The organism is Kribbella sp. VKM Ac-2569, assembly GCF_004216905.1.
Classification (GTDB): domain Bacteria; phylum Actinomycetota; class Actinomycetes; order Propionibacteriales; family Kribbellaceae; genus Kribbella.
Genome location: NZ_SGXJ01000008.1, coordinates 205,570 through 230,210 on the forward strand (window position 1 = coordinate 205,570; position 24,641 = coordinate 230,210).

The following is a 24,641-nucleotide window of genomic DNA, read 5'->3' on the forward strand; positions in this document are numbered from 1 at the left end:
CAGTCAGTATCTACAACCGCGATACCTGGTAGTGGGCAATCATCCAACCATCGTCGGTCCGCCGGAGCAGCACGCTGAGATTGACGGTCAGCGTGGGCCGGTCGGTGAACGTGAAGTCGACCGTCAGGTACGCAAGGAGCAGGTCGTCGCCCAGTTCGCGCGTCTCCAAGATCCGGTACTGCGGTGACAGGCCGGGAGGCTGTGACTCGTAGTACTCCGTGACGGTGTCGCGACCGACGCCGTACGGATGCAGGCCCTGGAAGATGGCGTCCTTCGTGAAGAGGGCGGCGACGCGTTCGGGATCGTGGTCGTCGATGCCCGACTTCCACTGGTCCAGGACGTTCGCGAGGATGTCGTTCATGTGAGGCTCCTAAGGGGATGGCGGACCAGGAGAGCGGCGGCCGCGGCGAGAGCCACGACGCCGACGCTGACGAGGAGCGCCCGGTGATATCCGTTGTGTAGTAGGGGGCCGACCGCCAGTGGCCCGACGATCTGGCCGAGGCTGTAGCCGGTGGTGAGGATGGCGACCGCGTGCGGCACGCGGAGTTCGGTGCCGATCGCGATCGCGAGGTTGGCGACGCCGAGGAACGTGGCTCCGAAGAGGGCGGCGGAGATCAGCGCCGCAGCGACGCCGTGCGCAACCGTCGGCAACGCGATACCGATTGCCTGGAGTACCAACGCAGCCAGGAGGAGGGTCGACCTTGACCAGCGGCGGCCGAGACGGGCCCAGAGCGCGGTCGACGGTACGGCGGCCACACCGACGACGATCCAGGCGCCGTTGCCGACCGGCCCGGAGGCTGTTTCGTTGATCGCCGCAACCAGGAACGTACCGGCGATGATGTAGCCGATCCCCTCCAAGGTGTAGCTAGTGAGAAGCGCGGCGAAGTCCCGTGACCGGGTCCCGCGCTCAGCTGCCGGCGGTGCCGGTGATCCGGTCAGGTGCCACGCCGGGAGCGTGCAGGCGATCGTCAGCAGGGCCGCGATCCACCACGCCGTACGCCAGTTGCCGCCGACCAGTACCGCGCCCGAGAGCGCGATGCCGGCGCCGACACCGCCGAACGTCCAGCCGACGTGGTGGCTGTGCAGCCGGGGGAGTACGGCGCTGACCGCGATCACGAACACCAGGGCGCTCGCGATCCCCGCGATCAGGCGCAACCCCAGCCAGAGCGGACCGCTCCGGCTCAGGGGCATCAGGGCGAGCGTCGCGGCGAGGATGAGCAGCGACAGCCGAAGCGCCCAGCGGGAGTGGAGGAGCCGCGACGCGACCACCGCAGCCAACGCACCGGCGAGGTAGCCGGTGTAGTTGGCCGTCGCGAGGGCTGCACCGAACCGCGGCGACAGACCGGCCTGCGTGTGCATCATCGGCAGAATCGGCGTGTACGCGAACCGGCCGATGCCCATCCCGCCGGCCAATGCCGCCGCACCCTGACCCGCCAGGCGCCATTCCTTCATGTCAGTGGCCGGCCTGTTGGCCGCCGTCTACGTGGAGCACCTCGCCGGTCACGAACTTCGCGTTCTCCAGGTACGTGACCGCGTCGACGATCTCCTCGATCTCGCCGAGCCGGCCGACCGGGTGCAGTGCGGCGAGGAACTCGTGCGTTTCCTCGGGGTGCATCGGCGTACGGATGACACCTGGTGCGACCGCGTTGACACGGATGTTGCGGGCGGCGTACTCGGTGGCGAGTGACTTGGTGACCGAGTTCAGGCCGCCCTTGGTGAGCGACGCCAGCGCCGACGGCACGGTGCTGAAGGCGTGGTCGGCGAACGTGGTCGTGATGTTGACGACGTGCCCGCCGTCGCCGTTCTCCAGCATCGCGGCGATCGCCCGGCGGGTGGTGTCGAAGAAGCCGCGCAGGTTGAGGCCGGCGATCTGGTCGTAGTCCTCGTCGGTGTACTCGGTGAACGGCTTCGCGACGAAGACGCCCGCGTTGTTGACCAGCGTGTCGATCCGGCCGAAGGTGTCGAGGCCCTGCTCGATCACCCGGGCGCCCACGCCCGGCTCGGCGAGGTCGCCGGGTACGGCCAGCACTTCAGGGTCGTCCGAGTGCGTGATCGTGCGCGAGTTCGCGACGACGGCGTAGCCGAGCTTGCGGTACGCCGTGACGAGCCCGGCGCCGATGCCCTGGGACGCTCCGGTGATCACGGCGACTTTGCTGTTGTTCATGATGATCGCTTTCTCTAGTGGATGTACTTCGATCGTTGTCGAACCATGTGCGGTTTTCCACGACCGGTTTGCTCCCAGCTGAGAGGCGCGGCCTACTACGCTGCAGGCGTGGAACTGCGCCAGTTGCGGTACTTCGTGGCGGTCGCCGAGGAACTGAACTTCGGGCGGGCCGCGGCCCGGTTGCACATCGCCGGTCCGTCGTTGTCGCAACAGATCAAGTCGCTCGAGCGCGATCTCGGCGTACGGCTGTTCGAGCGCGATCGCCGGACCGTGCGGTTGACGGCATTCGGCGAGACGTTGCTGCCGCAGACGCGGGCGTTGCTCGAGCAGGCCGACGCGTTGCGACGTACCGCTCGGGGGTTCGCGGCGAGTGAGCCGGTGCGGTTGGGCTACGTCAGTTGGCGGCCGGCTGATCTGGCGGAGCGAGTGTCCGGGGTCGCGCAACTGCTCGTGGATGCCTGGGTGATGCCGTCGCACACGCAGGCCGGACGGGTCGCGGACGGCAGCATCGACCTGGCGATCTGCTGGGTGCGCGCGACCGACCTGGCCGAGCAGGAGCTGACCGGCTCGTTGCTGGGTGCGGACCGGTTGTTCGCATTCTCGATCGGTGACGAATCGCCCGTGCGGGCGCGGGACACGGTCGTGCTGGTCGACGCGGACACCGAGGCCTGGGCCTCGTGGAACATCTACGCGGTCGAGTTCGCCCGCGCCACCGGCGCGTCAGTGGTCCGCATCGACGACCACGGCATCACCGGTCCTGCTTTTTACGACCATGTACGTCGCTTGGGCCGCCCGGTCGTCAGCTCGCCGAAACGGGATGCGACCCCGCTCCCGCGCGACTTCGCCCGCCGCCCGGTCGTCGACCCGATCCCGTTGTGGACCTGGGCTTTGGTGGTACGCCGCGACGAGGAGAGGCCCGCCGTACTCGCCACGGTCGAGGCGTTGACCAAGGATGTCGCGGTCGAGTTCGACCCGGAGAACTGCTGGCTGCCCGCGGATGATCCGTTCCGCGAGCGGCTCTGATCACCAGGCCTGGGCCAGTGCGGTGGTGGCTGGGGTGAGGCGGTAGCCGGCGTTGGCGGAGAACTCGGCGGAGAGGGCGAAGCGGTCGCCGCGGACGATCGTGTGCCGCCATTCGACCGGACGGTTCTGTGCGGTTCCTTGGCGGATGATCGAGAAGACCGCGGCGTCGTCGGGGCAGTGCAGGAGTGCGCGCTCGGCCGGGCTCGGGTTCATCGCGCGGATGTCCTCGCGCCCGTGGTCGAGGTTGATGCCGGTGCGTTCGGCCAGCTCGTTGTAGAGGCTGGTGTGCGTGAAGTCCGCATTGAGCAGCGGCTCCGCGAGGGCGGCGGGTAGCCAGACGCGGTCGAGGGCGAGCGGCTCGTCACCGGCGTACCGGAGGCGCTCGAGGTAGAGCAGGGGGATCGACCCTTCGAGGTCGAGGCGGGCGGCGACGACGCCGTCCGCGCGGAGATCGAGTGCCCGTACGACGCTGTGCTGCGGCAGGCCGGATTCCTCGACGGAGGAGAATAGGCTGTAGAGCGCGCCCATCGGCTGCCGGATCTCCGGTGCGGTCGCGACCCGCGGCTGCCGGCCGCGCTCTGCGACGATCAGCCCGTCGGTGCGGAGCTGCCCGAGCGCCTGGCGGACGGTATGCCGGCTGACCGCGTACTCCTCGACCAGCGCGAGCTCACCCGGGAACGCGTCATCGAACTCCCCGGAGCGCAGCCGCCGTACGAGATCCTCCTGCAACTGCTTCCACAACGGATCCCCACCGGCCCGGTCGAGCCTGCGCACGTTCACCCAGTTCCTCCAGTTGCCAAATGTCCGGTCATCTCTTACCGTGAATGTACGTACATTTCTTGCGGAAGGGAACCGGCTAGTGGTGCAGCTTGAGGTTAGGCCACCTCACCCCCACCCCGCCGCTCCCACCGTCCGTCGCCTCGGGTCTGCCGTACGGCGGATGCGCGGGTTGTGGATCGTGCTCCTGGTAACTGCCGTGGCGGTCCCGCTCGGGCGACTCGTGCCGCTCGTGGGCGGACCGGTCTTCGGGATCCTGCTCGGCGTGATCGCGGGCAGTGTGATCCCGGCGCTGCGTTCTGAGGTTTGGCGGCCCGGGTACGACTTCGCCTCGAAGACGTTGCTCCAGCTGTCGATCGTCGTACTCGGCACTGGACTGTCGCTGCAACAGGTCGCGCGCGTGGGCGTCTCGTCGTTGCCCGTCATGCTCGGCACGCTGGCGCTCGCCCTCGGCGGCGCGTGGTTGTTCGGCCGGATCCTCGGCGTACGGGGCGACACCCAGATCCTGATCGGCGTCGGTACGGCGATCTGCGGCGGCTCCGCGATCGCGGCCGCGACCGCCGCGATCGGCGCCAAGCGCTCGTCCGTCGCGTATGCGCTCGCGACGATCTTCACCTTCAACATCGTCGCTGTCCTGACGTTCCCGCCCCTCGGCCACCTGCTCGGGATGAGCTCGGAGGCCTTCGGGTTGTGGGCCGGTACGGCGGTCAACGACACGTCGTCCGTCGTCGCGGCCGGGTACGCGTACAGCCAGTCGGCCGGCGACCAGGCGATCGTCGTGAAGCTGACGCGGTCGCTCACCTTGATCCCGATCGTGCTGACGCTGGTCGCGCTGAAGATCCGCCGCGAGAACCGCGTCGCCCGCGCACTCGACGCCGCCGCGGAGGGTTCCTATGCAGGCGCCACGGCATCGATTCGTAAACCGTTGCCGTGGCGCAAGCTCGTTCCGCTGTTCCTGATCGGCTTCATCGCCGCCGCGGGCCTCCGCTCGGCCGGCGCCGTACCGGAGTCCTGGTTGCCTGGTTTGAGCCTCACGAGCAGCACCCTCATCACCGCCGCGCTCGCCGCGATCGGCCTTTCACTACGCCCGAGCGAGCTGCGCGACGCAGGACCCAGGCCGCTCCTCCTCGGAGCGATTCTCTGGGTCCTGGTCGCGGTCGGCAGCCTCGGGCTTCAGTCCTTCTCGTAGGCGGCCTGGCGGTCCTGGACCGCCTTGATCCGCGGTACGTCGAGCTTGTTGCTGCGGTCGAAGTTGTAGATGCCGTTCTCTTCCTGGAAGACGTCGGTCAGCTGCGTGTAGCAGTAGCCGAACATCAACTCGTTGTCGAGCAGCGCGTCGACGAGGCCGGCGAAGCGGGTGTAGAAGTCCTCTTCGTTCGCGACCCGCTGGCCGTAGCCCCAGGAGTCCGCGGAGTTCCCGCTCTTCCCAGCGGCTGCCTTCTCCTCGTTCCACCAGATGCCGCCGAACTCGCTGCAGAAGTACGGCTGGCCGTCGTACGCCAAGGAGATCGGCTTGCCCTCGGGGCCGCCGGTGTTGCCGTACGGCTTGTTGTTCACGAGATCCGCCATCTGCTTCGCGAACTCGGCCGGGTCCTGCTCGTAGTTGTGCGAGTCCCAGACGTCCGTCTCCGGCACGCGGTGCGAGTACCCGGACGCGTCGAGCACCGGACGGCTGGTGTCGGCGGCCTTGGTGGCCAGGAACATCGCCCGCGTCACGTCGTCGAGCTGGGTGATCCGGTCGTGCAGCAACTGGTGCGTCTCGTTCAGCGGGCACCAGCCGACGATGCTCGGGTGGCTGTAGTCGCGTTCGACCGCCTCGAGCCACTGGCCGACGTACGACGCGGTCGGCTGCTGGTTTTCCTTGTCGGTGTTACCGACGCCGGAGCCCCAGTCGCCGAACTCGCCCCAGACCAGGTACCCGAGCCGGTCCGCGTGGTACAGGAACCGCTCCTCGAACACCTTCTGGTGCAGACGCGCGCCGTTGAACCCGGCCGCCAGGCTGAGCTCGATGTCGCGGACCAGCGCCTCCTCGGACGGGGCGGTCATCAGGCTCTCCGGCCAGTACCCCTGGTCCAGCACGAGCCGCTGGAACACGTGCTTGCCGTTGATCAGGATCGCCTTGCCGTTGATGCTCACCGACCGCAGCCCGGCGTACGAGTCGGCTCCGTCGACCACGTTGCCGTCGGCATCGATCAGCTCGAGGCGTACGTCGTACAGGTGCGGATCCGTGGTGTCCCAGAGGCGGACGCGGTCGGCCGGGACCTGCAGGGTCAGGCGCGGCGCCAGGTCGAGGTCGGCGCGGACCTCGTGCCTGACGATCTCCCCGTCGGCATCCTTGAGGGTGGCCTTGATCGTGTAGCCGGCCTTGTTGGCCGAGACCGGGACCTCGAGGTGGAAGCTAGAGCCCGCGACGTCCGGGGTGATCCGGGGCCGCTTCAGGTGCACCGTAGGAACCGCCTCGAGCCAGACGGTCTGCCAGATGCCGGTGGTACGCGTGTAGAGGCAGCTGTGGTTGAAGTACAGCTGGCTCTGCTTGCCGCGCGCCTGCGGACCGCGGTGCGTGTCGCGGGCGCGGACGACGATGGTCGCCTCCTCGCCGGGCTTGGCGACGTGATGCAGGTTGGCGCTGAACGGGGTGAACCCGCCGCGGTGCCGGACCACTTCCTCGCCGTTCACCCAGACGGTGGTGTCGTGGTCGACGGCCTGGAAGTGCAGTACGGCGTCCTTGCCGTCCCACTCCGCGGGGATCGTGACGGTGGTGCGGTACCAGACCGCCTCCATGAAGTCGACGTCCTCGATCCCGGACAACTCGGTCTCCGGCGCGAACGGTACGACGATCCGCTGGGTCAGCTCGCGTTCCCGCAGGCCGCGCTCCAGCCCGGAGTCCGACCGGTCGATCTCGAACTGCCACTCGCCGTTCAGATTCACCCACTCGGGCCGAACGAACTGCGGACGCGGGTACTCCGCACGAGGCTGCGACATAGTTGTCTCCCGTGGTGCTTGATCGGTGGCGGGACACGAGCACTTTACAACGTTGGAATAGCCCCAGCAATGGCCAGTTCCACCCACTGGAAACGGTCTGCTCAGGGCTGGCTTGTCGTGAGGAGGGCGGCGTTGAGGAAGTCGGGGCCGAAGGTGCCTTCGCGGTCCGGTTGTACGGCGCGGAGCTCGATCGGGGTGAGGGCGCCGAAGATCGTGCCGAGGTCCTCGAGGGAGAACGTCGCACCGCCGTACGTGTCTCCGGTCGTGACCACCTCGAGGTCGCTGGGCGTCTCCATCCGCTCGGCGGCGAACGCGACGATCCCGAACCGCCCACCGGGGCGCACGAGCGGGAGGACGCGCTGCAGGTACGTGATCCGGCGGTGCGGGGCGATGTGGTGAAAGCACCCGGAGTCGTACACCACGTCGTACTCACCGGTCGGCAGCGGATCACGCAGTACGTCGACCGCTGTCAACGTGACCGCGGCGGGCATCGTCGGCCGTAGCGTGTCGAGGAGGTCCGCGGCGAGGTCGATCCCGTCGACGGTCGCGCCCTGCTCGGCGAACCACCTGGTGTTGCGACCCGCACCGCAGCCGACGTCCAGAACGCGCGCATTCTCGAGCTCTCCGAGCAGGCCTCGCTCGTGCCAATCGACCAGCGGCTCGTCCGGGAGTTGGGTCGTGAGCGGATGTCCGGGCGTGGTGAGCAAGCCGGTCCAGTACTCCGCGGCGGAGGCGCTGGAGCGGTCTCCTCGCCCACTCGCACTCACCACCTGGTCGAGCACATCGAGCAACTGGTCAACCGTGAAAATGCGAGGTCCCGTCACCACTGAATTCTACCGGAATTCCCTTTGCGTAGCAGCGTGTTCCAGGCTGATCGACGTACTTTCCCCAGGGTGCTGTCAGCGTGTATCCGCTCGACTCATAGAGGGCGATCGCCTCGGGCTGGAGCTCGCCTGTGGACAAGCGAAGTGTGGGGTAGCCGGCCGCTTCCAGAGCGGCCAGCAAGGCACGTGCGTATCCCCGCCCACGTGCGGCCGGGACGACGTACATCCGCTTCACCTCGCCGTCGCCAGGATGCTCGCTGTCCGGCCCGAACGCCTGTACGGCGCCACACCCGACGGCACGCCGCGCGTCGTCGAGCACCACGAAGTACCGCGCTCCGCCTTTGACCTGCGACCGCCCCTCGGCCCCGTACTTCGCGACCAACTCGCCGTACGCCGCCGCCAACAGCTCACCCAGTTCGAGATCCTCCGCCGACCGTTCCTCCACGCTGTGCTTCACCCCCGCATCGTAAAAGCAGGTGAGCTGGTACGGCGGCGCGCCCTAGGCTGTTGCTCGATGCAGCGTTTCTGAAGGTGTAGGTACGTCGTGGCGGGCCCTGGACGGGGTCGGCTTGATGTGGCGTGCCTGCGCCGCGCTTCGACTGTTCTGTCGATCGCGAGCCTTCAGGAGCCTTCTTGTCCGGCATTGTCATGCCCTGCATCACCGATCACCTCGTCCTGCGCACCATCGACGGCGCAACCGATCTCCTCATCGAGGAGCTCCGCGCGATGGCCTCGATCCATTCGATCCGTCAGGCGTCCGTCGACACCGTCGAGTGCACGCTCGACGGCTCGCTCGATGAACTCGCCGCCTGTGCGCTCTACTCCACGATCGCCGTACGCGATCCCGAGAAGTCGCTGCAATTCGGCGTACTCGGCACCCTTCCGCAGCCGGTTCGGTTCCGGGTCGGCGTGGACGATCCGCAGCGTCGACGTACCGTGATCGGCGCGACCGAGCAACGATTCGGCTGGGTGAACCGGCCGGGCGACTGGGACGTCAACCTCGTCCCGTCCGGCGACGGGTGGATCGCGGAGTTCGGTCCGTTGTCGTGGACGCGGCGGTTCGGTGGTGTGGAACGGTTGCCCTGGTCAACCAACCTGGTCGTCGCCGAGGTACTGGTCCGATTGGCGAAGATCCGGGCCGGGCAGCGCGTCGTGGATCCGTTCTGCGGCACCGGCACCATCCTTCACGCAGTACGCCGCCAACACCCAACCGCTCATCTCCTAGGCCTCGACCACGACCCCCGCGCACTCCGGATCGCGGCCGACAATGCGCTCCCCCTCGCTCGGGGCACGGCGGACGCTCTTCCGCTTGCGCCCGGCAGTGTGGATCGGGTGGTTGCGAATCTCCCGTTCGGCAAGCAGGTCGGTAGTCATCGCGCCAACCGCACCCTCTATCCCGCCGCCCTCAACGAGATCGCCCGAGTCCTCACCGCCGACGGTCGCGCCGTATTTCTCACCGAGGACAAACGCCTCCTCCACAGCACAATCGAGCGGCAGAACGGCCTGAAGCTCGTTCGCCAACGCCTCCTCAAATACAACGGCGCCACCCCGACCGCCTACATCCTCACCCGGACCCGACTAGCCAGGACCACGGTCGCACGATAACATCGCCGAATGGCGATTGATCAGGTTGCGGTTGACGAGACGGCTGCGCTGGCGGTGGCGGGCTGTTTGTTTCACGGGTTCAGCGATGCGTCGCGGTTGGCGATCGTGCGGCACCTGGCGCTGGGGGAGCACCGGGTCGTCGACCTGACCGAACATCTCGGTCTCGCGCAGTCGACGGTCTCCAAGCACCTCGCATGCCTGCGTGACTGCGGGCTGGTCGAGTCGCGACCTCAGGGGCGGGCGTCGATGTTCAGCCTGTCGCACCCCGAGGCGACGATGGACCTGCTGTCGGCGGCCGAGCGCCTCCTCGGCCTGACCGGCGACGCCGTCGCCCTCTGCCCGAACTACGGCCTGACGCACGACGCGACCACCACACCGGAGCCCAGCCATGGCTGAACCGCTGCAGCTGGGGACCGCTTGGGTGGTGGATCCTGCTGAGCGCCGGCGGTTGGGGAAGCGCGCGCAGTTGCTGGCCGGTGCATCCGTTGCGTACAACGTGGTTGAGGCGGTTGTTGCGATCACCTCCGGCCTGGTGGCCGGCTCGGTCGCGTTGGTCGGGTTCGGTCTGGACTCGGTCGTCGAGGTCTCCAGCGGACTGATCATCCTGTGGCAGTTCCGCCACCCGCTCCCCGAGTCCCGAGAACGTCAGGCCCTTCGACTGCTGGCGTTCTCATTCTTCGCACTCGCGGCGTACGTCGGCTTCGAGTCGATCCGCACGCTGATCACCGGAGCCGATCCTGAGACGTCTCCGGTCGGAATCGGTCTGGCCGTCGCGTCGCTGATCGTGATGCCGTTCCTCTCCTGGGCGCAACGCCGTACCGGAAAGGCGCTGGGATCGAACGCCGTCGTCGCAGACTCGACGCAGACGCTCCTGTGCACATACCTGTCCGCGGTGCTCCTCGTAGGGCTCGTCCTGAACGCAACCCTCGGCTGGTCCTGGGCGGACCCGATCGCCGGCCTGATCATCGCCGCCGTCGCAGTCCGCGAAGGTATTGAGGCTTGGCGCGGCGACGGCTGCTGCTCACCCATCGGCGGTCCTTGTCGAAGCTGACCCCGCGGCGTGCAGCAGGAGTGCGGGGCTGCACTCACACCACACGCCGGCGCAGAGCACGTCCTGGGCGCTGCGTGGTGCGGACGCGCGCCGCTGGGGTCAGATTGTGGCGAAGGAGGGTGGGCCCGTGTCGGCGTCGTTCGGGGTGCGCTCGCCCCAGACGGCGAACCGGGCGGCTTCCGCGCGGGTCAGTTCGTCGGCGTGCCAGCGGCTGGGTCTCACGCCGGGTGCGGCGGCTGCGGGCGTGGCGGTGTCACCCCACGGATCGTCTTGTGGGGTTGAGATTTGGGGCGTTGGGTGGCCGGTGGACGTGAGTTGGCCGTCCGATGGACCCGAGGGCGTGGGGGACTCACCCGGCGGCTCGTGTGGCCGGGGTGGGTCGGCCCAGGTGGGTCTGGTGACGTGGACTTGGCCGTTGGTGATGGTGATGGTCCAGTGGCCGTGGTGCAGGTCGGTGTGGTGGCGGCGACAGACCAGGGCGAGGTTCTCGACCTTGGTCTCACCGCCGTCGATCCAGGAGATCAGGTGGTGTGCGTCGCACATGACTGGCGGCGCATTGCAGACCACGCAGCCGCGGTCGCGGGTGTTCAGGGCACGGCGCATCGCCTTGGTGACGAGGCGTTCGCAGCGGCCGACGTCCAGGGGTTCGGAGTTGGAGCCGAGCACGATCGGGATGACCTTGGCGTCGCAGGCGAGGCGGCGGATGGTGGCCGCGGACAGCCCGTTGCCGTAGACGGTCTGCCCGATCGCGTCCGCGGTGGCCGCCTTCAGGTCCTGGAAGTCGATGGTGACGGTGAGGTTCGCCTTCGCCCCGAACCCCGGCACCGTGTCCACGACCCCAACCGCGCCGTTGTCCGGCTCGCTCCGTGTCTCCGTCGCTGAGGTATCCGAGTCTCCGGCGCCCGGCGTGGTGCGGGGCATGGTGGGGCGGGGCATGGTGGGTGAGGGGGTGCCTGCGTCGAGGGCGGTGGCGGCCAGCGTCAAGGTGGTGCTGAGGGCATCGGCCTGGCGCTTTTCGCGGGAGCGGGGGTCGCGCTCCCCGTCGACGGTCTTGTGGGGGCGGGCGCCGGTGACGATGAGCGTGCGGAGGAGCTCGGCGTTCTCGTTGGCGAGGTAGCCCTTGAACTTGACGCCGCGGTCGGCCGTCTTCAACGTCAAGGTCTCGCGGGCAGCGGCCTTGTCCTCTTCGGGTTCGGGGCCGTCGGTGTCGAGGATGTCGCGGGACTGCTCGGCAGCCGCACGCAGATCGGCCGGCGACAGGTGCCGGGCGAGGCGCACCAGTTCCTCTTCGGCGAACTCCAGATCGGCCACCGGCACCGTCGTCGGAACCTTTTCCAGGGCGGTCACGATCGCTTCGGCCTGGGCCGGCCGCAACAGCACCGCAGGCACCGAACCGTCGTCGGGCCCATCGGGGTCGGGCAGCGCGGCGACGACCGCCGCATACTTGGGCAGGACACGGGCCAGGCGGACGTCGCGGTAGGCGCGGGCGTGGTCGAGGCGGTAGCGGAACTCCACGTACTGGACCATGTCCCGGGCACCGACCCGCTCGGCGTACCCGGACTTGTCCATCGCCGCGATGATCCGCAACCGACGGGTCTCGATCCGGGCCAGGTCGGCGTCGGCCTGGTCGAGAGCGCGCTCCAGCTCCGCATCGCTCATCAACTCAGGCTGCTTCTCCATGCATCAAAGCCTAGCCACCCCCACCGACAGTTTTCAAAGCCAGAACCTCCTTATTTTCAAGGGATTCTGTTATCCACAGCCGAAACATCTTGTGGATCTTGCTATGGGCAACCGAGTAGTCGGGCTCCGTTCGTCCGGCAGACCGCGCGTAGCCAGTCGTCGCCTAGCTCAAGCGATTCCAGGGACGTGAGTTGGACGGCGTACTCGTAAGGGATGTTGGGGAAGTCGGTGCCCAGGACGATGCGGTCCTGGAGGTCGGCCAGGCGGGGCACCAGGTCGCGGGGGAAGGGCATCAAGGATTCGGTGAAGGGGGTCAGGGCCATCGTCGTGTCGAGATGTACGTTCGGGTACGACGTGAGCGCGAGATGCTCGGCGTACTCCGGCATTCCGAGGTGAGCGATCACCGCGGTCAACTGAGGATGCCGTCGCAGTACCTCACCCATCGGCCCGGGACCGGTGTGCCGCCCGGGGATCGGGCCGGAACCGCAATGGACGACAACTGGTACGCCGGCCTCCGCCAACTGGCCCCACACGTCGTCGAGCTCACCGGACCGCGGATCGTAGTCGCCGACCTGAACATGCACCTTGAAGATCCGGGTCCCCAACTCCAACGCCTCGCGGACATACCCAGCCGCTGAAGCCTCGGGGAAGAACGTCCCGCTCGCCACACACCCAGGCGTCACAGCGGCGAAGTCCCGCGCCCACGCGTTCAACGACGCGGCCATACCGGGCTTGTGTGGATAGATCAGCGCCGGAAACGCCAGCACCCCCAACGAATCCAGCGTTTTCAGCCGCTCGTCGACCGAGGTCCGGTAGGTGATCGGCCAGTCGGCCCCGTAATGCTCGGACGCCTGGTCGAAGTACGCCCAGACCGCGTTCATCATCCGGTCCGGCAGGAAGTGCACATGCACATCCACGAGCCCGTCGAGCCCAAGCCGCCGCCACCATGCCGGTACTTCAGAGTCACGCACGCCTCTAGCCTGCCTGATCGGCCAGCCAGAGGTCGGTGAGGCCCTTGAAGTGGGCCATGAACTTCTCCTGCTCGTGCGGCGGGTACGTCGCGGCGACGGTCTCCTGGAGTATGCGGGCGAAGTCGGGGCCGGCTACCCAGTCCCGGACCCGCAGATCGAAGTCGCCCAGGTGGGCGGCGCACCATTCGTGGTACTTCGTGGTTTCGAAGTGCTCGTCCGCGAGGGCCAGGTATGCGTTCAGCTTGGCGCCGTAGTCCAAGGAAGTGTCGTCCGCGATCTCGAAGTACCGCTCCGTGTGCAGGTCCACCGACGAACGCCGGCCGGTCGCCAGGCAGAAGACCGACCACTTCACCAGCGCACTCAGCGCCCACGGGAAGTAGTAGTGCAGTGACGTGACCGCGACGTCAGGGCAGGCGTTGGCGTAGTCGATCGGGTGCACCGAGTCGCCCTTGACCAGCATCTCGCAGGAGTTGAACTCCCAGCCGAAGAACGCGTTCACGATCCGGCTGATCGCGACCGTCTCGTGGCCGGCGGCGGGGCTGAGGAAGTCGTGCGAGACGGCGTACCGGTTGTGCATCGGCTGGTCCGGGCGGAAGTCCATCACCATCGTCTCGGCGCCGATCGACAGCGCCCGCGCGAACTTGTCGTACTCGATGGTCGCCTGGAGGTGCATCAGCATCTCGCCGGACTCGTCGTACGCGCGGTGCAGATCGTCACGATCCCCGATCCGCGAGACCCCGCGCCAGCCGCCGCCGTCGAACGGCTTCATGTACAGCGGGTACCCGAGGTCGTCGGCGATCGCGTCCAGGTCGAACGGCCGGTTGTACGTCGCCGACGTGTACGCCCAGCGCACGTTGTCGAGGGGGTTCTTGTACGGCACCAGCACGGTCCGCGGGATCTTCAGGCCGAGGCGGAGCATCGCGCAGTACGCCGAGTGCTTCTCCATGGACTGGAACGTGAACGGGGAGTTCAGCAGGTACGTGCCGTTCATCAGCGCGGCCTTCTTCAGCCACTCGCGCGGGTGGTAGTACCAGTACGCGAGGCGGTCGATCACCAGCCCGACGCGCACCGGATCGTTCAGGTCGAACGGCTCGATGGTCAGCCGCCGGGACCCGAACTCGTGCTCGTGGCCGTCGATCGTCACCGGCCCGACCCGCTGCAGCAACGCCTCGAACGCCTGCGGCCAGTCCTCCTCGGCCCCCAGCAACAACCCGATCAGATGACGTGAACGATCACTCACGTGGACTCTCCTCAGCAGAATCGGGGTAGATGATGGGCCAGCTGCTGCTGCCACCAGGGCCAGTCGTGTGCTACGTCGTACCCCCACATGTCCAGCTCATGCGGTATGCCTTTCTCGGTCAACACAGCGTCAGTCGCGCGGGCCGACGGCAGCGAGCCGGTCGGGTTGGTCTCCCAGTCACCCTGACCCACGGTGAGCAGGATGAACAGACGCTTGCGCAACCATTCCAGGTGATCACCGGACAAACCAGGCAGGTAGTCGGCCGGGTTGTTGAAGTACGTCGCGTTGCCGCGCTCGCCCCACGCGTGCCAACTGGCCGCGTCGTAGTTGCCCGACTGGCAGATCGCGACCGGGAACAGGTCGGCCCGCTTGAACGCGAAGTTCAGCGCGTGGAACGCACCGAGGCTGCAGCCGGTCGTGATGATGTCGCCGACCCCCGGCGAGTCCGACCCGATCGTCGGCACCACCTGATTCACGATCCAGGACTCGTACAGCTCGTGCCGGCGGGCCCGGTCCTCGAGCTGAATGCTGCGGTCGGACCAGCTCACGTGGTCGTAGGAGTCGACGCAGTACAACTTGACCCGCCCGGCCTCGATCAGCGAGGCGACCGCGTCGACCATGCCGTTGTTCTCGTAGTCCCAGGCGCGTCCCTGCTCGCTCGGGAAGACCAGCACCGGGCGGCCGAAATGGCCGTACCGGATCAGCGTTCCGCGGCGGTCAAGCCCCGGCGCCTCCAACTCGACCTGCTCCCGTTCCATCAGCCCCACCCCAGGTCCGTCGCAGTAGCTCCGTCAGCTCAGGATCCAGTACATCCCGCCACGCTGTGAAGTTGTGCATGTCCGGAGTTTCGTCGAGTACGACGTCCAGCCCGAGTTCGGCGAGCCGCGCCGCCATCACCCGGTTGTTGTGCACGTTCTCCTCGGTCGTCCCCGCGGTGATCGCGACCGGCGGCGTACTCGGCGCCGTGGTTGCCGCCAGCACCTGCGCGACGAACCCGGTCACCTCGGCGTAGAACTCGAACTTCGACTCCTGCGGATCGGTCTCCGGCGTGAAGAACGACCCGGACTGCAGGAACAGCCCGGCGAACGTCCCCGGGAAGCTCCACTCCGCGTGCAGCGCCGCGAGCGCCCCCAGGCTCGCCCCCATCATCACCGGCCGCCGGCTCTGGTACTGCGCCTGCACGGCCGGTACGACGTACTGCGTCAAAGACGTGGCGTACTGCGGGTTGGCGGCGTACCAGAGGTTGCGGGCGGTCGGCTCGATCAACGCCAGCCGGAACGGCGGCAGCGCGGACCCGGCGACCATCGCGCCGGCGTACTGCGCCAGACCGGCGTACGTGGCGAACTCCGGACCGTCGTGAGCGAGCAGCAATGGCAGCTCGAACGTCGGCGCGATACCTTCCGGCGCCCAGACCTGTACGTGGACCTGCCCGACCGGAGATTCGACGGTCACCGGGGTCAGCGTCGACGGGATCGGCTGCACGGTGAGCCAGGCGGGCTCGACGTACCCCGGCAACGGCAGCCAGGAATGATGCCCGAACGCCCCGGCGACCGAACGCGGGTTGGTCGGATCGGTCCGCGTGCCGAGGTTGGCGATGTCGAACAGGTACTCCATCCGGTGCACCGACGGCCGCGGCAGCCGCAGCTCCCAGCCGTAGTCGACCGGCTTGAACTCGAGCAGCTCCGCCGGAAGGCCCAGCTCCTGCCACAACCGGACGCCGGTGAACGCGTGCGTCGGGTCACCGAGGCGGAACACCACCTCGGCTCCCTCGACCGCGCTCACGACATCAGGCATCCGACCACGGTACCGGCGAAAACACTGACATCCTTTGTCAGTGATGGCGTTCTATCGTGGGAAGGTGGTCGATCTCACCGATATCCGCGAAATCACCGCGGACCTCCCGCGCAGCTACGAGGTACTGGTCCGGGACCGGATCAAGTTCCGCGTCGGCCAGATCGTCTATCTCGCGGTCGCGGCCGACGAGCAGACCATCGGCCTCGGCTTCCCGCGTGAGGAACGCGCCGCCGCCCTCGCCGCCGAGCCGGACAAGTTTCTCCCGCCCCGCCCGTCCGACGAACGCTTCCAGTGGATCGAGCTCAACCTGGCCGCCGTCGAGTACGACGAGCTCCGCGAGCTGATCCTCGACGCCTGGGCGCTGTGCGTCCCGAAGAAGGTCCGGAGGGAGTACTTCGGCGACTAGGCGGAGGTCACGACGACGGGCGTGTCCTTGCTGCCGATCAGGCCGAGCAGTTTCACGGCCTCGGCCTCGACGGCTTCGGTTTCGGCTGCGGTGACCGGGCCGTGGGTGGTGACCCGCAGGCTCGGGTCGGCGCCGCGATGATGACGCCAGTCGGCCGCGTAGTCGCCGTCGATCAGCACGGTGCCCATCGCGGCGCCGTTGCCGGGCGGCAGCGGTACCGGCCGTCCGTACGGGTTGACCCGCCGCCGATCCGCGTGCGACAGCAGCAGATTGTCGAACTCCGGAAGGAACCGCACCGGCGCGGGCGTCTCCGCGTCGGGCAACGGACCGTCCGGTACGTCGAACAGTTCGCGCCCGTCCTCGTCGGCGTACACGCGCAACCCGGGCCTGAGCCGCTCCAGGACCTCACGCAGTTTCGTCAGCCCCGACCACATCTGTACGTCGGCCGCACTCGCCGGACCGAACACCGCCAGATACCGCAGGACGAGCGCGTCGAGCGAAGGATCCGGCACCGGCGACCGGCCGAGCCAGCTCTCGATCGTCTGCAGCGCGGCCGGCCCCGTCTGGCCCCACACTCCACGTGGCGTGACCTGAACGGTGCCGATCAGCGAGCTGACGGCGTACGCCATCGCTGTCGCGTCCCAGTCCGGCCAGCGCTCGCCGAGCACTTCACCGAGCCTGCTGCGGCTGTACGGCTCCCGGCTCAGCAGGTCGCTGCCGAACGCAACGACAGCGTCGAGGTCGGCCCCGGCCAGTCGTTTGCCGAACGCGCCCCGCAGTCCACGTTCCGCGACCGGTCGCATGAGCGGCCACATCTTCAGGCAGTCCTCGGCGGTGACGAGATGGATCGTGGACCGCAGCAGCGTGCCGCGGACGACGTCCCGGTCCGTCATCAGCGCGGACAGGTCGGCCGGGTCGAAGCCCTCGAGCCTCGACCACAGCGCGACGTACGGCGCCAGCGGGGCCTGCGCCTGCAGACCCACCAGCCGCTCGACCAACTCGGCGACCGTGCCGCTCTCCCTGCGCAGCAGCTGCTGCCGCTGGAGGAGAGCACGGTTCAGGTCACGACGGCTGAGCACGCGGACCGGGGTCGAGGCGTTCATCGGCCAAGCGTACGGAAGAAGGCGCGCACGTCCTCGACCAGCAACTCGCCGCACTCCATCGCGGGGAAGTGACCGCCCTCGGCGAAATCCGACCAGTGCGCGATCTCGTGCCCCGGATCGACGATCCGGCGAACGACCGGACTGCTGTTGAAGACTGCCCAGCCGGCCGGCACCGACGACTTGGCGCCCCAGCCGAGATCCGAGTGTGCCGCCTCCCACAGGAAGCGGGCCGCGCTCGCGCCGGCGCGGCGGAACCAGTAAATGCTGATCAGAGTCAGCAACTGGTCGCGGTCCACGGACTCCTCGGGCGACTTCGCCGGATCCGTCCACGCCTGGAACTTCTCCGCGATCCACGCCAGCTGCGCCACCGGCGAGTCGGTCAGCGCGGCGGCGATCGTGTCCGGCGTGTGGTTCTGCAGATCCAGATAGCCACGTCCCGCCTGCCAGGCCGCCTTGGCCTGTGCGACGACCGCCAGGTCCTCCTCGTCGAGGTCGTCGGGCAGCGGCACGAACTCACCCGCCAGGCCGAGCGTTCCCCGGTCACTGTTCACATGCGTGCCGATCACCCGGTCGGGCACGGTCGCGCCCAGGTGCCCGGTGATGCCGGCGCCGATGTCGCCGCCCTGGGCGGCGAACCGCTCGTAGCCGAGCCGCGTCATCAGCTCGGCGAACGCGGCGGTGGTCCGTCCCAGCTCCCAGCCGCCGCCGGACAACGGCGTCGAGAACCCGAACCCCGGCAAGGACGGTACGACGACGTGGAAGGCGTCCGCGGCCTGGCCGCCGTGGGCGACCGGATCCGAGAGCGGCCCGAGCAGGCGGAGGAACTCGACCGCCGATCCGGGATAGCCGTGGGTGATCAGCAACGGCATCGCGTCCGGCTCGGGTGAACGGACGTGGAAGAAGTGGATGACCTGCCCGTCGATCTCGGTCGTGTACTGCGGATAGCGATTGAGCTCCTGCTCCGCCCTCCGCCAGTCGTACGACGTACGCCAGTACTCGGCCAGGTCGTGCAGATAGCCGCCGGGGATGCCGCGGCTCCAGTCGTCGGCGTCTCCCGGGACCGGATGCGGCCGGCGAGCGTGTTCGAGCCGGAACGCGAGGTCGGCCAGGTCGGCCTCGTCGATGTCGATCAGAAACGGGCGGATCTCCTGTGTGTTCGTCATGCTTCGACCGTAGAAGCCATTGCGGAAGACTTTCTTCCGCAATGTCGGCCATGCTGGAGAAATGCTGAACACCTCGGCTCGCCTGCTCCGGTTGCTGTCGCTGCTCCAGGCCCGGGCGCTGTGGGCCGGGCCCGAGCTGGCCGCGCGGCTCGGGGTGACCACCCGCACGATCCGCACCGACGTCGACCGGCTGCGGCAGCTCGGTTATCCGGTGGAAGCCGCGCCCGGACTCGCCGGTGGCTACCGGCTCGGGGCAGGTGCCGCGTTGCCGCCGTTGCTGCTGGACGACGACGAGGCGGTGGCGGTCGCGATCGGCTTGCGTACGGCCGCCAACGGAGGGGTGGAGGGCATCGGCGAGACCTCGATCCGTGCGCTCGCCAAACTGGAGCAGGTCCTGCCGCCGCGCCTGCGCCATCGGGTGAGTGCGCTGCAGTCGGCGACTCTCGCCGTACCGGCCACCGGGCCGAAGGTCGACGCCGACGTGATGATCGCGATCGCGGCCGCGATCCGCTCCGAGCACCGGTTGCGGTTCGACTACACGAGCCACGACGGGCGGGCGAGCAGCCGGGAGGTCGAGCCGCACCGGCTGGTCGTCATGGGACGCCGGTGGTACCTGATCGCCTGGGATCCGGAGCGCGACGACTGGCGGACGTTCCGGGCCGATCGGATCACGCCGCAGATCCCCGGTGGCCCGCGGTTCACTCCCCGGGAGCTGCCGGAGGCCGAGGTCGCTGCCAGGCTGCAGCGCGGCGTCGGTACCGCGACCTGGCGGTACTACGCACGGGTGCTGCTGCACGCACCCGCCGCCGACGTTCGCGCCAAGCTCCCGCTGCCCGTCGAGATCGAGGAGCTCGGCCCGGACCGCTGCCAGATCAGGGTCGGCTCCGACACCCCGCACATGCTCACGCTCTACCTCGGTCTGCTGGACGTGGACTTCGAGGTCATCGACGCGCCAGAGCTGTCGGCCGCCCTCACCGCACTGGCCGATCGGCTGCACCGCGCGGCCGGGCCGGCTGGCCGTTCGGATGCCCCTGGCAACGACCAGTCATCCTCAGGTAGTAAACCAGAACCATCCTGACGGCCGATGGGTAGCGCGGTTTCGCGAGCGACTCTTGAAGCATGACTGGGGACTTCCTACCCCGGCGCCAGAAGGCGTCGGTGCTGAGCCAAGCTGTGACCGTTGTGATTCTGCTTGCCGTGGTGGCGATCGGGGTCTGGCTGTTTACCTAGGAATCCCAGCGCACATCCGCTTCGCCCGGCCGGACGACTCCGGCCTCGTAGGCGACCACGACGGCCTGGACTCGGCTGGACAGGCCGAGCTTCGACAGCACTGAGCTCACGTGGGTCTTGACCGTGGTCTCGCTGACGAACAGCTTGGTCGCCAGGTCCCGGTTGGACAGCCCACGGGCCATCCAGACCAGGATCTCCCGCTCCCGTTCGCTGAGGTGGGACAGCAGCCCGGCCCACCGGGCATCCGGTTGCGCCGGCGTGCTGATCGCCGTACCGCCGTCGACCTGACGCTCCAGCTCCATGCAGCGCTCGAGCAGGACGCGGGTCGAGGCCGGATCGACGAGCGAGTCGCCGCGGTGAACCGCCCGTACGGCGGAGACCAGGAGATCCGGATCGGTGTCCTTCAACAGGAACCCGGACGCGCCCGCGCGGACGGCGGCCAGTACATATGCCTCGTCGTCGAACGTCGTCAGCACCAGTACGGCGGGACGCGCCCGGCCGGCCTCCCGGTTGGCGGTCGTGATCCGCTCGGTGGCCACCAGACCGTCCATCACGGGCATCCGGATGTCCATCAGGACGACGTCCGGGTCGTGCTGCTCGATCAGCCGGAGCGCCTCCTCGCCGTTCTCGGCCTGCGCGACCGTGGTCAGGTCCGGCTCGTGGTCCAGGATCATCGCCAGGCCCATCCGGATCACGCCCTGGTCGTCGGCGACCAGGATCTTGATCGGCTCGCTCACTTCTGCGGCGGCAGCCATGCCTGCACTCTCCATCCACCCAGGGGGCCGGCCGCGACGGCGAGCGTGCCGCCGACCGCTGTGGCCCGTTCCCGCATCCCGATCAGTCCGTTGCCGCGGCCGCTCTCCTTGCGGCGCGCGGTTTCCAGCACGTTCACAGGCGGCGGCCCGCCGTTGCCGTTGTCGTCGATGGTCAGCAGCTCGCCCTGCGGTCCACTCTGCCAGGTCACCCGCGCCGCGCTCGCCTTGGCGTGCACCATCACGTTCGTCAGCGCCTCCTGGATGATCCGCACAGCGGTCAGGTCGGTCGCCGACGTGAGCTGTCGCTGCCGTGGCGGCAGCTCCATCGTCACGTCGATCCCGACCGCCTTCAGCCGCTCACCCATTCGCGCCACGTCGGTCAGGTCCGGCACCGGCGCGGTGCCGCCGCCGGATCCGGTGTCGCCGGCGATCTGCGGCGAGGCGGTGTTCAGCACACGGACGGTCTCCCGCATCGCGGTCAGCGCTTCCTTGCCGCTGGCAATGATCCAGCGGATCGCCTCCCGCAGTACTTCGGGTCGCTCGTCGGCCACCCGGTCCGCCGCCTGCGCCCGGATCACGACCGCGCTCACATGGTGCGAGATCACGTCGTGCAGGTCGCGGGCGATCCGGGTCCGCTCCGCGACCGCGGCCCGCTCCGCCTCGACCGCGCGCAGCCGGACCAGTTCGGCGTTCCGCTGCTCGAGCAGGGCCACCGACTTCCGGCGCCGGCGCGCGTCCGCGCCGAGCAGCACCATCCCGCAGATCAGTGCCTCCGCGAACACGAACAGTGACACGTCGATGTACGAGTACAGGCTCGGCACGTCCCGCGGGAGGCTCTGGTACCGATCGCCGCGCAGGATGTCGCGGTTGACATGGCTGAGGACGATCGCGACCACGGCCGGCAGCCCGATCATCAACCCGGCCAGGCTGCCCATCGTGAAGAACAGACAGGTGAACCGCCGTACGCCGGCGGACGCCGCCAGGTACCCGACCACGAGCAGCGGGACCAGGTGGATCTCCGACTGCAGCGCCGCGTCGCTGATCTCGGGCTGACCGAACATCGTGAGGCCGAGCTGTGCCGCGAGGCCGGTGCCGGCCGCGGCGTACAGGAACGGGTACAGCACCGAGACGGCCAGGAGCATCGTGCGCGGGATCCGCCGTACGAGGGCGACCGTGGCGACCAGGAACACGCCTGTGACGACCGAGACGGCCGGGTTGTGCGGACGCAGGCCGGTGCCGTTGATGAGGTTCAGTACGGCGAACCAGACCAGCCCGATGACCGCGGCGAGCAGCAAGTCCTGCTGCCCCTGCGACAATCGGCGCCAGACACTCATCATGTCGCCCAGCGTAGTCAGCCTTCGTTTGCCAAAGCTTCATCTGCCCGGAGGGGCGGGCTCTCCAACTTTTGGAGGAGGCTCAGCGTCCGAACTGATACTCAGGGGCTACAGATGGGACGTGAGAACGGTCCCTGGGACCGATGTGCCGCCACACCCGGATCCGAGAGGCTGTACCCCATGAGTCACGACGTGCCGCCGCGCCGGAACACGATGGCGCGGACGCGGTTGCTGTCCGTGATCGGTGTGGTCGGGGTCGGTGGTGTCGTCGGAGCGCTGCTGCTGTGGCACGCGCAGGTCGGCGACGTGCTCGGCCTGGGTGCGGACAAGGAGCCGGTGGTGTCGACTGTCGGCGCGCCCGCGATCGGTGCACCGCCCACCACCACGAAGCTGGTAACCCCCACACCGTCCCGCCGTACGACGCCGACTGTGCCGCCGAAGACCGCGACGACGCCCTCCAAGAAACCGACGAAGAAGCCGACGCCGGTGTCGCGTGAGGAGAGCATCGACGGGCTCTCGCCGAAGCTGAAGTCACGGCTGACGAAGGCGATCGCGGCCGCGAAGGCCGACGGCGTCAGGATCAGCATCACTTCCGGCCGGCGCAGCGCCGCGAAGCAGCAGCGGCTGCTGAACGATGCGATCAAGAAGTACGGGTCGTACAAGCTGGCGACCCGATGGGTGCTGCCGCCGAAGTACTCCGCCCACGTGCAGGGCAAGGCCGTGGACATCGGTCCGGCGGCCGCCATGACGTGGCTGAACAAGAACGGCTGGCGGTACGGCGTGTGCCGCCGGTACGACAACGAACCCTGGCACTTCGAGGCGCTCACAACGCCCGGCACGAAGTGCCCGCCGCGGGAACCGCACGCGGTGGCCAAGGCAGATTGATACAAGGGGGAACCGACATGACCATGACCTACGCACAGCCCCTCACCCGGCGCTACACCCGCGCCCGGCTCGCCGTACCCGCCTTGTGGCGCCAGGTGATCCGGACCAATGACAGGGCCGAGCGTACGACCACTGAGCCTGATCGCTCCGCGCATACGCAGCTGGAGATCTACGACGGCGTACTGGCCGCGTTCGAGCGTCGAGACGAGGTGGCATCGGTACTGCGGGCCTCCGCCGACCGTGCGACCGCCGTACGGCGTCTGCGCGACGAGTTCGGCCTCAGCCATCTGCAGGCGACCGCGCTGATCGACCTGCCGCTCACCACCGAGTGCCGCGACCGCATCGCGCACCGCGCCGACGAGCTCCGCACCGCCCTCGGCCGCTGACCCCGCATCCTCCGCTCGAGCCGCACTCGGTGGTCGCGGCTCGCGCGGACCTGCGGAGTTTGCGTGCCGTGGGGAGGATGGAGGGGTGATCACGATGGAGCAGGCCGGACGACTGCGCAAGGCCGGGGTGCTGTGGACACCGGCGGCCGGGGATCGTTTCGTCGTACCGGACCGGGACATGGACGATGACGTGTTCGTGGTGAGCGACATGACCGTCGAGGTGCACGACTACCAGGGCAGCAAGGTGATCGGCTTCAACGGCACCACCGAGTGGGCCCTGGACAGCATCGAGCAACGCGAGGTCATCTGGCTCCCGCGCGAGGAGCAGCTCCGCGCCCTCCTCGGCTCGCACTTCCAGTTCCTCGAAGCCACCCCCGACGGCTACAAAGTCACCCTCACCAACAGCACCCACACCTCCAACGACGCCGAACAGGCGTACGCCGCAGCAGTCATCCACCTGCTCGGCGCTTAGGTTGTCGCGCGCCAGTACTGCTTTTTGTCCTTGTCCTTGACGCTGTAGCCGAGGTTGGACAGGTCGGTGCGGAGCTCTCGTAGGTCGGCCTTGCCCTTGTCGCCCTGGTCGAAGGCCTTGGAGCGGGCCCGGAGGAGCGCGTTGGCCGCGGGCGAGAGGTCCGGGTCACCCTCGACCCAGCGGCGGAACTCGGACTCGTGCGGGTCGCCGGAGTCCGACCACGGGTAGCCGTGAGCACGGAACGCGGCCGGGATCCGCTTCGCCTCGGACTTCAGTTGGTCGTGCCTCTCCCGAGCCAGCTCGCGGGACGTCGCGTCCTGGAGGACGATCTCCTTCCCGTCCAGGAACGCCACCGCGACCTTCACCCGCGGCACCGTCACGGTTTTCTGGTTCTTCAGGAACTCGACCGACTGGCTCGATCGTCACCTTCAAGGTGTCGTCGAGCGCCATCCCGGCCAGCAGTACGCCGGCCAGGACCCCAACGGCCACGCAGATCACTACGACCCACCAGCTGTCCCACTCCGCGATCAGCCTCAGCGGACCCTGGAACGGCACCCACTCCCGCCCGGCCGCCCAGTCGGCGATCCGCGGCAGGAAGAACCCGAGCACCAGCCCGGCCAGCGGCAGCCCGCCGAACAGCACCGTCTTGTCCGTGGCGGAGTGGCCGATCACCGTGTGATCCGCTGTCGTAGACCCCATGTGTTTCTCCTATGTCAAGCCGCGGCTGCGAGGGTGGTTCTCGCGGTGGGTTGGTCGGTAGTGAGGTGGTTGAAGACGATGCGGGCGAGGCGGCGTT

General features: G+C 68.4%; 28 protein-coding genes. 11 read left to right on the forward strand and 17 right to left on the reverse strand.

Going from position 1 to position 24,641, the window contains the following annotated elements:
* Positions 1 to 10: 10 nt before the first annotated feature.
* Genes EV649_RS39035 through EV649_RS39045 form a run of 3 tightly spaced genes read right to left on the reverse strand, consistent with a single transcriptional unit; the run spans position 11 to position 2,164 of the window.
* Complete coding sequence (locus tag EV649_RS39035) at positions 11 to 361, reverse strand: SgcJ/EcaC family oxidoreductase (protein ID WP_130388767.1); 351 nt, start codon at positions 359 to 361, stop codon at positions 11 to 13.
* On the reverse strand, positions 358 to 1,452 hold the full coding sequence (locus EV649_RS39040; RefSeq protein WP_130388768.1) for a YbfB/YjiJ family MFS transporter: 1,095 nt from the start codon (positions 1,450 to 1,452) through the stop codon (positions 358 to 360). The genes EV649_RS39035 and EV649_RS39040 overlap by 4 nt, the downstream gene beginning before the upstream one ends.
* A gap of 1 nt (position 1,453) precedes the next feature.
* Positions 1,454 to 2,164 carry an SDR family oxidoreductase gene (locus EV649_RS39045; protein WP_130388769.1) on the reverse strand — a complete coding sequence of 237 codons (711 nt, stop codon included), beginning with the start codon at positions 2,162 to 2,164 and terminating at the stop codon, positions 1,454 to 1,456.
* A 108-nt stretch (positions 2,165 to 2,272) separates the two neighbouring features.
* On the opposite strand from EV649_RS39045, the gene EV649_RS42105 reads away from it, so the two are divergent.
* Positions 2,273 to 3,187: a LysR family transcriptional regulator gene (locus EV649_RS42105; RefSeq protein WP_130388770.1), complete on the forward strand. Its 915-nt coding sequence runs from the start codon at positions 2,273 to 2,275 to the stop codon at positions 3,185 to 3,187.
* Here EV649_RS42105 and EV649_RS39055 read toward each other — a convergent pair whose 3' ends face one another.
* Positions 3,188 to 3,967, reverse strand: coding sequence for a GntR family transcriptional regulator (locus tag EV649_RS39055; protein ID WP_130388771.1), 780 nt, complete (start codon positions 3,965 to 3,967; stop codon positions 3,188 to 3,190).
* A gap of 160 nt (positions 3,968 to 4,127) precedes the next feature.
* Here EV649_RS39055 and EV649_RS39060 point away from each other — a divergent pair, with 160 nt between their 5' ends.
* Positions 4,128 to 5,153 (forward strand): putative sulfate exporter family transporter, encoded by a 1,026-nt coding sequence (locus EV649_RS39060; protein WP_130388772.1) that lies wholly within the window; start codon positions 4,128 to 4,130, stop codon positions 5,151 to 5,153.
* Here EV649_RS39060 and EV649_RS39065 read toward each other — a convergent pair.
* The 3 genes from EV649_RS39065 to EV649_RS39075 all read right to left on the reverse strand — a co-directional run bounded on the left by EV649_RS39065 (position 5,138) and on the right by EV649_RS39075 (position 8,227).
* Entirely contained in the window at positions 5,138 to 6,946 is a 1,809-nt protein-coding gene (locus tag EV649_RS39065; RefSeq protein ID WP_130388773.1) for a sugar-binding domain-containing protein, read from the reverse strand. The genes EV649_RS39060 and EV649_RS39065 overlap by 16 nt on opposite strands.
* A 101-nt stretch (positions 6,947 to 7,047) precedes the next feature.
* On the reverse strand, positions 7,048 to 7,770 hold the full coding sequence (locus EV649_RS39070; protein WP_157996404.1) for a class I SAM-dependent methyltransferase: 723 nt from the start codon (positions 7,768 to 7,770) through the stop codon (positions 7,048 to 7,050).
* Entirely contained in the window at positions 7,742 to 8,227 is a 486-nt protein-coding gene (locus EV649_RS39075) for a GNAT family N-acetyltransferase (protein ID WP_241999231.1), read from the reverse strand. Before EV649_RS39075 ends, EV649_RS39070 begins: the two co-directional genes overlap by 29 nt.
* A gap of 176 nt (positions 8,228 to 8,403) precedes the next feature.
* Between EV649_RS39075 and EV649_RS39080 the strand changes: the two genes are divergently transcribed.
* The 3 genes from EV649_RS39080 to EV649_RS39090 are packed head-to-tail and all read left to right on the forward strand — an operon-like array spanning position 8,404 to position 10,426.
* A complete protein-coding gene (locus EV649_RS39080) occupies positions 8,404 to 9,375 on the forward strand; it encodes a methyltransferase domain-containing protein (protein WP_130388775.1) in 972 nt (323 codons plus the stop codon).
* 9 nt (positions 9,376 to 9,384) lie between these two features.
* Positions 9,385 to 9,771, forward strand: coding sequence for a metalloregulator ArsR/SmtB family transcription factor (locus tag EV649_RS39085; protein ID WP_130388776.1), 387 nt, complete (start codon positions 9,385 to 9,387; stop codon positions 9,769 to 9,771).
* Positions 9,764 to 10,426: a cation transporter gene (locus tag EV649_RS39090; protein ID WP_130388777.1), complete on the forward strand. Its 663-nt coding sequence runs from the start codon at positions 9,764 to 9,766 to the stop codon at positions 10,424 to 10,426. The genes EV649_RS39085 and EV649_RS39090 overlap by 8 nt, the downstream gene beginning before the upstream one ends.
* A gap of 99 nt (positions 10,427 to 10,525) precedes the next feature.
* On the opposite strand, the gene EV649_RS39095 is transcribed toward EV649_RS39090, so the two are convergent.
* The 5 genes from EV649_RS39095 to EV649_RS39115 form a co-directional block, all read right to left on the reverse strand.
* Positions 10,526 to 12,106 carry an HNH endonuclease signature motif containing protein gene (locus EV649_RS39095; protein WP_130388778.1) on the reverse strand — a complete coding sequence of 527 codons (1,581 nt, stop codon included), beginning with the start codon at positions 12,104 to 12,106 and terminating at the stop codon, positions 10,526 to 10,528.
* Between the two features lie 101 nt (positions 12,107 to 12,207).
* The gene (locus EV649_RS39100) at positions 12,208 to 13,077 is read right to left on the reverse strand and encodes an amidohydrolase family protein (RefSeq protein ID WP_130388779.1); all 870 of its coding nucleotides are present in this window, start codon (positions 13,075 to 13,077) and stop codon (positions 12,208 to 12,210) included.
* 4 nt (positions 13,078 to 13,081) lie between these two features.
* Entirely contained in the window at positions 13,082 to 14,317 is a 1,236-nt protein-coding gene (locus EV649_RS39105; protein WP_130388780.1) for a hypothetical protein, read from the reverse strand.
* Positions 14,318 to 14,328: 11 nt separating this feature from the next.
* Positions 14,329 to 15,075 carry an alpha/beta hydrolase-fold protein gene (locus EV649_RS39110; RefSeq protein ID WP_130388781.1) on the reverse strand — a complete coding sequence of 249 codons (747 nt, stop codon included), beginning with the start codon at positions 15,073 to 15,075 and terminating at the stop codon, positions 14,329 to 14,331.
* Positions 15,035 to 16,111 (reverse strand): alpha/beta hydrolase-fold protein, encoded by a 1,077-nt coding sequence (locus tag EV649_RS39115; RefSeq protein WP_130388782.1) that lies wholly within the window; start codon positions 16,109 to 16,111, stop codon positions 15,035 to 15,037. Before EV649_RS39115 ends, EV649_RS39110 begins: the two co-directional genes overlap by 41 nt.
* A gap of 43 nt (positions 16,112 to 16,154) precedes the next feature.
* Between EV649_RS39115 and EV649_RS39120 the strand changes: the two genes are divergently transcribed.
* Positions 16,155 to 16,517: an MmcQ/YjbR family DNA-binding protein gene (locus EV649_RS39120; protein ID WP_130388783.1), complete on the forward strand. Its 363-nt coding sequence runs from the start codon at positions 16,155 to 16,157 to the stop codon at positions 16,515 to 16,517.
* Here the strand turns inward: EV649_RS39120 and EV649_RS39125 are convergent.
* Both EV649_RS39125 and EV649_RS39130 read right to left on the reverse strand, forming a co-directional pair.
* Positions 16,514 to 17,620, reverse strand: coding sequence for a winged helix DNA-binding domain-containing protein (locus EV649_RS39125; RefSeq protein ID WP_130388784.1), 1,107 nt, complete (start codon positions 17,618 to 17,620; stop codon positions 16,514 to 16,516). The genes EV649_RS39120 and EV649_RS39125 overlap by 4 nt on opposite strands.
* Complete coding sequence (locus tag EV649_RS39130) at positions 17,617 to 18,783, reverse strand: epoxide hydrolase family protein (protein WP_130388785.1); 1,167 nt, start codon at positions 18,781 to 18,783, stop codon at positions 17,617 to 17,619. Before EV649_RS39130 ends, EV649_RS39125 begins: the two co-directional genes overlap by 4 nt.
* Positions 18,784 to 18,844: 61 nt before the next feature.
* Here EV649_RS39130 and EV649_RS39135 point away from each other — a divergent pair, with 61 nt between their 5' ends.
* A complete protein-coding gene (locus tag EV649_RS39135; RefSeq protein ID WP_130388786.1) occupies positions 18,845 to 19,861 on the forward strand; it encodes a transcriptional regulator in 1,017 nt (338 codons plus the stop codon).
* Between the two features lie 148 nt (positions 19,862 to 20,009).
* Here EV649_RS39135 and EV649_RS39140 read toward each other — a convergent pair whose 3' ends face one another.
* Positions 20,010 to 20,750 carry a response regulator transcription factor gene (locus tag EV649_RS39140; RefSeq protein ID WP_198682943.1) on the reverse strand — a complete coding sequence of 247 codons (741 nt, stop codon included), beginning with the start codon at positions 20,748 to 20,750 and terminating at the stop codon, positions 20,010 to 20,012.
* On the reverse strand, positions 20,747 to 22,105 hold the full coding sequence (locus tag EV649_RS39145) for a histidine kinase (RefSeq protein WP_241999233.1): 1,359 nt from the start codon (positions 22,103 to 22,105) through the stop codon (positions 20,747 to 20,749). The genes EV649_RS39140 and EV649_RS39145 overlap by 4 nt, the downstream gene beginning before the upstream one ends.
* A 177-nt stretch (positions 22,106 to 22,282) precedes the next feature.
* Between EV649_RS39145 and EV649_RS39150 the strand changes: the two genes are divergently transcribed.
* The 3 genes from EV649_RS39150 to EV649_RS39160 all read left to right on the forward strand — a co-directional run bounded on the left by EV649_RS39150 (position 22,283) and on the right by EV649_RS39160 (position 23,845).
* Positions 22,283 to 22,987, forward strand: a complete 705-nt coding sequence (locus EV649_RS39150) for a M15 family metallopeptidase (RefSeq protein WP_130388788.1) — start codon at positions 22,283 to 22,285, stop codon at positions 22,985 to 22,987.
* A 17-nt stretch (positions 22,988 to 23,004) separates the two neighbouring features.
* Positions 23,005 to 23,373, forward strand: a complete 369-nt coding sequence (locus EV649_RS39155; protein ID WP_130388789.1) for a hypothetical protein — start codon at positions 23,005 to 23,007, stop codon at positions 23,371 to 23,373.
* A gap of 94 nt (positions 23,374 to 23,467) precedes the next feature.
* Positions 23,468 to 23,845: a pilus assembly protein CpaE gene (locus EV649_RS39160; protein ID WP_241999237.1), complete on the forward strand. Its 378-nt coding sequence runs from the start codon at positions 23,468 to 23,470 to the stop codon at positions 23,843 to 23,845.
* Here EV649_RS39160 and EV649_RS41900 read toward each other — a convergent pair.
* Positions 23,842 to 24,225 (reverse strand): hypothetical protein, encoded by a 384-nt coding sequence (locus EV649_RS41900; protein ID WP_241999234.1) that lies wholly within the window; start codon positions 24,223 to 24,225, stop codon positions 23,842 to 23,844. The two genes, EV649_RS39160 and EV649_RS41900, sit on opposite strands and share 4 nt — an antisense overlap.
* Before the next feature lie 53 nt (positions 24,226 to 24,278).
* Between EV649_RS41900 and EV649_RS41905 the strand changes: the two genes are divergently transcribed.
* Positions 24,279 to 24,524 carry a hypothetical protein gene (locus EV649_RS41905; RefSeq protein WP_241999236.1) on the forward strand — a complete coding sequence of 82 codons (246 nt, stop codon included), beginning with the start codon at positions 24,279 to 24,281 and terminating at the stop codon, positions 24,522 to 24,524.
* The last annotated feature ends 117 nt before the right edge of the window (positions 24,525 to 24,641 follow it).